We start from the raw sequence: 6,806 nt of genomic DNA on the forward strand, positions 1-6,806 counted from the left end.
TTGTGTTTTATCTTTATGTTTTAATTTATTCGTTTAACTCTCAAGATATTGTTATAAGGGATACAGGCGTGTTGTGGGTTTCTCTATTTTTATTTATTTTGTATTTGTTGTTTGCTCTGGTATATCCAGTTTCAAAAAGGATCTATGGGTTAATGATGAAAAAAATACAAGATAAAAATAATTGAAAATGTCGTTTAATAAAACGTTCCCAATTAGATTCTTAGAATAAAAAATTTATTATTCCATTGCGGTGTCCGCAAGCATTTTTTTTATTTTTCAGTGCTTCGTTTTGAGGAATATTTTTGTGATAGAATCCGTTCACTGTGGAGGTGAATGTGATGACGATTGTAATTAATGTGATGGATTTAGGAGCATTCATTATTTGTACTTTGCTGTTCATTGCATTGTGGTTTGAAGAATCAGAAGAAGCCGGCTATTAAGTCGGCTTCTTCTTTACACGCTTGACGGAAATCGAGAGATTTTAGCACGCACACAGGGGTGTGTATAAGTGCGCCATTGTCATGGGTGTCCTATTTCCAAAATTGCCACCACTTTTTTTGTTGAGATGCAGCAATCTGTTTTTTCATTTCTTCATTCTCTTTGAGAGCCTCTATGAGGTGTTTGTCGCGTTCCTCAAGCTTAGCCTCAATGTAGTGTTGTTGTTCGTGAATTGTCTGAATAAGAGATTGGATGATTTGTTTTTGTTCATTCATTTGTGAGTTGAGAGTATTCCTTATGTCCTCTATCGACTCATTCAGCGTCAATGCTGTACTTTCTGTATGATTGTCTATCGTGATTGTGATTGGATGTCCTTCGTTAGTGAGGATGGTCTCAATGTTTTCTATGGACTTTCCTTCTACGTATAAACCACGAATTTTTTTTAGCAAAGGAATGGATTCATTTGCTACTAAATAGCTTTTTCCGTTTTTCTTTATGTTCAAATGATGGCCATGTTGACGAATGTATCTTCGTAATGTGGTATCTGGGATTTGAAGTTCTTTCTCTAATGATTTGATAGAGTGCCATGTTTCTTGGTTATCCATATAGTTTTACCACCTCGTTCACCATACAATCATACCTTGATTATTCTAGTTATATCAATGTTTCCCTGCAATCACGATCATGGTTGCGTCCATGGATGCAATCATACGATCACGCAATGTTTAAGGCGATGGACATTAAAAAATGGAACAACAAATTATGAAAAATAGCAAAAAAACTGCAACCATGCATCAGTTGCAGTTTTTGAAATTAATATTTCAAAGAAATTATTTTATGCTTGTATTGTTGCTGCTTCTTCTTTGTTTGTCTGTTTTATTGTAATTTCTAAATCTAAAGCTTTTAACAATTTATATAAAGTACTTATTTTAGGAATATCGTGACCATTTTCAATTCTAGAGATTGTTTTTTGAGGGACTCCAGATAATCTAGATAATTCTCTTTGAGATAACTTTTTTTGTTCTCTAAAAGCTATTATGTTTCCAACTATTTCTAATGCTATAAATAAATCCTGATCTTCTTGAAATTGTTGGTTGCGAAGATCATTAAAGGTTTTCATCTTGATCCTCCTTTTTATGTTTTATTTGAGATGCATTCATATTTACTGAACCGGCTTAGCCGGTCACGAACAAGCAACTATTGGATTAGTTTTTTTCTTTGGCCCACGTTTTCATTCTGTTTACAGCACGTTCTATTTCATTTTGGGGTGTGTCATTCTGTTTCTTTTTAAACTGATTAGTGAAAACTAAAGAATTACCTGAGGCATAAAAATAAAGTAATCTATTTTCATTTATTCTTAATTGCCAGATGTCGGTCCCTTTTAGTTTTTTAATGTCTTTACGAGAAACTTCCCCAGATAATATTAAATGGCTGTTCTGTCTAAGATAAGTGAGCATGATGTATGTTTTATTATAGGTGGGTTTATCTTGTTTTTTTACGTGTTCTAACCAATCCAATACAGGTTGCCGTCCGCGACTGTCAGCGTAAAAATGAATGTCCATCGCGGTTATCCTCCATTATATGTAATTTAATTACTTTTGATACCTTTGTGTAATCACAATAACATAAAGGTATCAAGTTATCAATATAAAATTTTGAGGTGAACTAAAAATAGTATGAGTCAACGGTAAGCGGAACGAAGTGAGCATTAAGGAGTTGACTCATTCACGACACCCAAAAGCCTGTTTATCAAACAAACCTCGTTTGTTTGCGCCTGCCGAAGGGGCATCCCCCGAAGATCGGGGGTAGGGGGTTTGAATATTTGCGATCCAACGGGCTGACCGTTGGCGGGTTTGGGCAGAGCCCGAAAAGAGTCACTAGGGAACCAGTGCCCACTTATGCACCTAAATAGGTGCTGTGGATTTTCTCTCCGTTCCAAGCAGAATGCCAGGGCATTGTACCGTTGGAATTAAAGAGTAAAAAATGGTAAGATTAAAGAAATATTTGTGCGTCTGTTTTGTTTGGCGAAGGTGCGCAGCGGGAGACGACGACAGTCGTCGAGTGGCAACGAAAAGCGAAGCACCGAGAGCCAAACGGGAACCCCCCCACTCTAACAGGGGGGTACTACGGAAGAAAAAAGCAAATTCAAGCTAGTCATTGCAATGGATTGACTGGTGTTGAGTTTGTGACAAAGATTTATTTGAATGATTAAACCTATAAAAATACCAAGCTGTATTTCAAAAATGCCGTTGAGAGCGTTCAGATTCGATTCTGAGCGCTTTTATTTTTGTTCAGGTAATTGAAATAGGGAAATGCGTCTAAAACGCTTATAGGGTCTTTAAATACGTTTTTTCATTTTGTCTGCTGAATTCATTTTAAAAAACGTTTGCGAGATACCGAAAATTTTCAAAAACGGAAACGCAAGCAAGTTATAGTCGTATTTCATGTGCTAGGATTTAACATAAAAAAGCGATGTATCGGGGGATTGATGGTATGGGAACTATTGCAGCGCCTGTGGTTGGTCAGAAGATTAATGAGTGGTATCGACATATCAAAAGGTTGAATGTGACAGATGCAGAGATTCTCCGTAACGAAGTTAAGAATGAACTCGATTTGATGGAGGAAGACGAACAGGTTGTTCTTTATTTTCAGCTAATGGAATTTCGCCATGAACAGATGCTTGAATACGTGAATCCTTCAAAAAATACTGTCAACAAAGCTGATTATTTGAGAGCTGTCGAAGGTGAAGGAAAAAGGCTTACTGGTATTATGGAGTACTATTTCAATTTTTTCAGAGGGATGTATGAGTTTTCTAAAGGGGAGTACATAAAAGCTATTACATTTTATCGCTATGCTGAAAGAAAACTTGATAAAGTAGCTGATGAATTGGAGCGTGCGGAGTTCTTTTTCAAAATGGCAGAAATCTTTTATCACATGAAGCAAACACATCTATCTATGTATTATGTTGAACAGGCGTATCATGCTTATAAGGCAAACAGTATATATCAAGTTAGGTTAATCCAGTGTAGATTCGTGATTGCGGGAAATTATGACGATTTGGTCAGTTATGAGAAGGCACTTCCCCATTTGAAACTAGCTTTACAGGAATCTATTGCACTTGGCCATGATTACATTACGACTAAGGGTTTGTTGAATTTAGGAAACTGTTTTAATAAACAAGATGATGTTGCGAAAGCAACAGTATATTACCAACGTGCATTAGAGTTAGGCGAGAAGATCGGTGCTAAAGAGGTTGTACAAGCTTGTTATGATTTAGCCATCATTTTCTTTAAGCAGGGACGAAAAGAAGAAGCTCTTGATTATTGTGTGAAAGGAAAGAGCTATGCTGAAAAGTATGATGATTCTATGTTTGTCGATCTTTTTAATGTGCTTCATGAGTTATATGTGACGGTTTCGCCTAGTGTTGAAGTCAATCAAAAATTCGATCAACTTTTATATAGTCGTGGTTATCCTTATTTAGAAGACCTAGCTTTAGAGGCTGGAAGATTTTATAATGACATAGAACGACTGGATGATTCTGTATTTTTTTATAAGAAGATGATCCAAGTTCAGAAACTGATTCAAAGGGGCGATTTTGAATATGACGTTTAAAAAAATTATGGCTGCCGTTTTGATTTTAGCTGTGACTGTTGCGCCGGTTTATGGTTTAGTGACGCAAGATAACAGCGTTTCTGTTGCGTCAAGGAATGCAACATGATGTATCGTATTAGATTTGTAACATGAAAATTAACAGACCTTTTAGGTCTGTTTTTTTTGTGGAAATATCATGTGTAGTTACTTGAAAATAAGACGTAAACGATTAGGTTTTTGAACGTGCTTACCAGAATGTGATTATCCAGGTTGTGATTATCACGTTCTGGTGTGAGGTTTAGTCAAAAGGCTACAGAAAAGGTGTGGAGTTTTTGATTGGCAAAGCAGAGTCTATGATTGCAAGGTTTCAGTGATTAAAAGCTATAAAAATGGTGTTAAAAGCTAATGAAAAGCTACAAAAAAAGTGTTAAGGCTATAAAAACGGGGGGACTCAATTTTTGAGTAGGGGGGCAAAAAACCAAAAAAAAATCTCCCCCTGCGGGGAAATTTGGTTTAGTCTTTGGTCTTTTAGGTTTTTGGGTTTTGATCTTTTAAAAAGATGGCGGTTTCGCCAGCTTTTTGGGCGATTTTGACGGAGTCAGAATCGTGTCTTTTCTTATCTTGATACATATAGAAACATTGAGATTTTCAAAAAGTGATATGAATCCAGTGGTGTCAAGGGTTTGAAGGTAATTTGACAGGGAAAAACCCCGTCTGCTATTATTAAGTTACCACACCAAATAATAGATAGCTAGAGAACTAGCGGCAGAAGGGGTTTTTTCTTTGTTTTATTCATCTGAATCGAATTATACCATCCTCGAGGATAAAACCGCAACAGGTAAAAAGCGGGATTGGAAGGGGAAAAAGGTGAGATCGTCGCTTATGGCGGCTCACTATGAAGGACTTGAAAAGCGTACCGGTGCGCCTTACTACGGAAAAAAGGCAGAGAAAGTATGTGATTGTGCGGAATGTCTTGCGTTTAAGAGGGATCGAGAAACGGGCAGACTACGATTATATCAAGCCTATTTTTGTAAAGTGAGGTTATGCCCTATGTGTGCGTGGCGAAGGTCATTGAAAATTGCTTATCACAACAAATTGATCGTTGAAGAAGCCAATCGGCAATATAAGCCAGCATGGATATTTCTCACGTTGACAGTAAAAAACGTTGAGGGTGATGATCTGAAACAGACCATTTCGGATATGATGAAAGGCTTTAATAGATTGATGAAATATAAAAAAGTTGATTCTGCGGTGCGTGGGTATTTCAGAGCTTTAGAGATTACGAAAAATCATGAAGAAAATACATATCATCCGCATTTTCATGTGTTAATACCTGTTCGTACTAATTACTTTGGTAAGAACTATATTAATCAAAAAGAATGGACAAGCCTTTGGAAAAGAGCAATGAAATTGGATTACACACCTATTGTGCATGTGCAAAGGGTCAAAGGTAAAAAGGGAATCGATGCGGAAGCGATTGAAAAAGAAGTACGCAAAGAAATGGAAGAACAGAAAGCTATTTTAGAGATTTCTAAGTATCCAGTGAAAGACACTGATGTGATACGTGGGAATGAAGTGACCGAGGAAAATTTGGATACGGTCTATTATTTGGATGATGCGTTAAATGCCAGGCGGTTGATCGGCTACGGCGGGATCTTGAAAGAGATTCATAAGGAACTGAATTTGACGGACGCCGAGGACGGGGATCTTGTCAGAATTGAAGAAGATGAAGACGAGGTAGCTAATGAGACGTTCGAGGTTATGGCGCATTGGCATGTAGGAATTAAGAATTACATAATTAATTAAATAAAGCAGACAATTTTGTCTGCTTTATTTTTATACAATCCATAAGATAATTTCTGCTAGAGAATCAGCAGTTTTTGAAGGTACTCCTGCTTTTTTCAAAGCTTTTACTAGAGCGCCTTTTGATGCACTATTCAGTCTTTCTGTGGCATATGCAATTTTTCTTGCATATTTGTCTACCAGTTTAGCTTTTGATGGAGATAGAGGTTTGATGGCCCATTTAAGAGCTTTTCCTCCGACTCTACATACCCATCCAAATGCTTTTATTGCTTTAAGAGAATGACCAACAATACCATTAGTATGTACTTGCCCATTTTGGTTTAATTGGTTATAAGTGTTAAATTCGCGAGTTTGTGATGCGAATTTAATAAATGCTTTAGAATCTTCTAATGTGCTAGGAGTTTTATGTGTTTCTATATATTTCTCTAATGAGTTTGGCAATGAGTTACTTGCAATTTGTGTTGTGGGTTGAACTGTTTGGTCTTGTTCAGCAGCTGAAGCAGATGACGCAAAACCACTAAATCCTGAAATGATAAGGGCTGTAGCTGTAAGTGTTACCACACTTTGAGAAAATCTTTTTTTAGTAAATTTCATTTTAATCCTCCTATTTTTTTGATATTTTAACCAAGTAATATAATACCATAAAAGAGAGGAATTGTTACACATGAGTAAAAAAAATAAAAAAGAAAAATATTCAACTGGAGACCATGTATTTGCGATTTTAATTGTTTTTCTTATGTTTGTCTTTATTATTTCTTCACCTTTTTTGATATTTTTAGGTGTATTTAAATTCGTGTCTTTGTTCCCCTATATTTCTATCAATACAACCAGTACCTTTGATTCTGTTTTAGCTTTATTTAAGTTTTTTTTCCTTACAGTAGTAGTTGTTGGAGTTGTCGATATAGTATTCTCACAAATTTTGATGAAAAAAAAGGGTCCTTTCAATTTTGCTCTTGAAGCTGTGTTAATGTTTG

General features: G+C 36.1%; 6 protein-coding genes and 2 pseudogenes. 4 read left to right on the forward strand and 4 right to left on the reverse strand.

What is annotated here, in order from left to right:
• Nucleotides 1-185: pseudogene (locus NSQ76_RS20860) on the forward strand (hypothetical protein); the annotation flags it as partial.
• Nucleotides 186-530: 345 nt separating this feature from the next.
• Here NSQ76_RS20860 and NSQ76_RS20865 read toward each other — a convergent pair.
• From NSQ76_RS20865 to NSQ76_RS20875, 3 genes are all read right to left on the reverse strand, one after another.
• Entirely contained in the window at nt 531-1,043 is a 513-nt protein-coding gene (locus NSQ76_RS20865; RefSeq protein WP_326484271.1) for a DUF3967 domain-containing protein, read from the reverse strand.
• 230 nt (nt 1,044-1,273) lie between these two features.
• Nucleotides 1,274-1,558, reverse strand: coding sequence for a helix-turn-helix domain-containing protein (locus NSQ76_RS20870; RefSeq protein ID WP_341055904.1), 285 nt, complete (start codon nt 1,556-1,558; stop codon nt 1,274-1,276).
• Nucleotides 1,559-1,643: 85 nt separating this feature from the next.
• The gene (locus NSQ76_RS20875; RefSeq protein WP_211044146.1) at nt 1,644-2,000 is read right to left on the reverse strand and encodes a type II toxin-antitoxin system RelE/ParE family toxin; all 357 of its coding nucleotides are present in this window, start codon (nt 1,998-2,000) and stop codon (nt 1,644-1,646) included.
• Nucleotides 2,001-2,931: 931 nt separating this feature from the next.
• Here NSQ76_RS20875 and NSQ76_RS20880 point away from each other — a divergent pair.
• Nucleotides 2,932-4,050, forward strand: coding sequence for a response regulator aspartate phosphatase (locus NSQ76_RS20880; RefSeq protein ID WP_172693063.1), 1,119 nt, complete (start codon nt 2,932-2,934; stop codon nt 4,048-4,050).
• A 762-nt stretch (nt 4,051-4,812) separates the two neighbouring features.
• The gene (locus tag NSQ76_RS20885; protein WP_024024775.1) at nt 4,813-5,835 is read left to right on the forward strand and encodes a protein rep; all 1,023 of its coding nucleotides are present in this window, start codon (nt 4,813-4,815) and stop codon (nt 5,833-5,835) included.
• 30 nt (nt 5,836-5,865) lie between these two features.
• Here the strand turns inward: NSQ76_RS20885 and NSQ76_RS20890 are convergent, their stop codons facing one another.
• Nucleotides 5,866-6,426, reverse strand: coding sequence for a hypothetical protein (locus NSQ76_RS20890; protein WP_024024776.1), 561 nt, complete (start codon nt 6,424-6,426; stop codon nt 5,866-5,868).
• 70 nt (nt 6,427-6,496) lie between these two features.
• Here NSQ76_RS20890 and NSQ76_RS20895 point away from each other — a divergent pair.
• A pseudogene (locus NSQ76_RS20895) lies at nt 6,497-6,806 on the forward strand (hypothetical protein); the annotation flags it as partial.

It is taken from the genome of Bacillus sp. FSL M8-0256, assembly GCF_038005765.1.
Classification (GTDB): domain Bacteria; phylum Bacillota; class Bacilli; order Bacillales; family Bacillaceae; genus Bacillus; species Bacillus safensis.

Coding starts and splice junctions, on each gene's coding strand:
- NSQ76_RS20865 (WP_326484271.1), bottom strand. CDS start 1,043: ATGGATAACCAAGAAACATGGCACTCTATCAAATCATTAGAGAAAGAA.
- NSQ76_RS20870 (WP_341055904.1), bottom strand. CDS start 1,558: ATGAAAACCTTTAATGATCTTCGCAACCAACAATTTCAAGAAGATCAG.
- NSQ76_RS20875 (WP_211044146.1), bottom strand. CDS start 2,000: ATGGACATTCATTTTTACGCTGACAGTCGCGGACGGCAACCTGTATTG.
- NSQ76_RS20880 (WP_172693063.1), top strand. CDS start 2,932: ATGGGAACTATTGCAGCGCCTGTGGTTGGTCAGAAGATTAATGAGTGG.
- NSQ76_RS20890 (WP_024024776.1), bottom strand. CDS start 6,426: ATGAAATTTACTAAAAAAAGATTTTCTCAAAGTGTGGTAACACTTACA.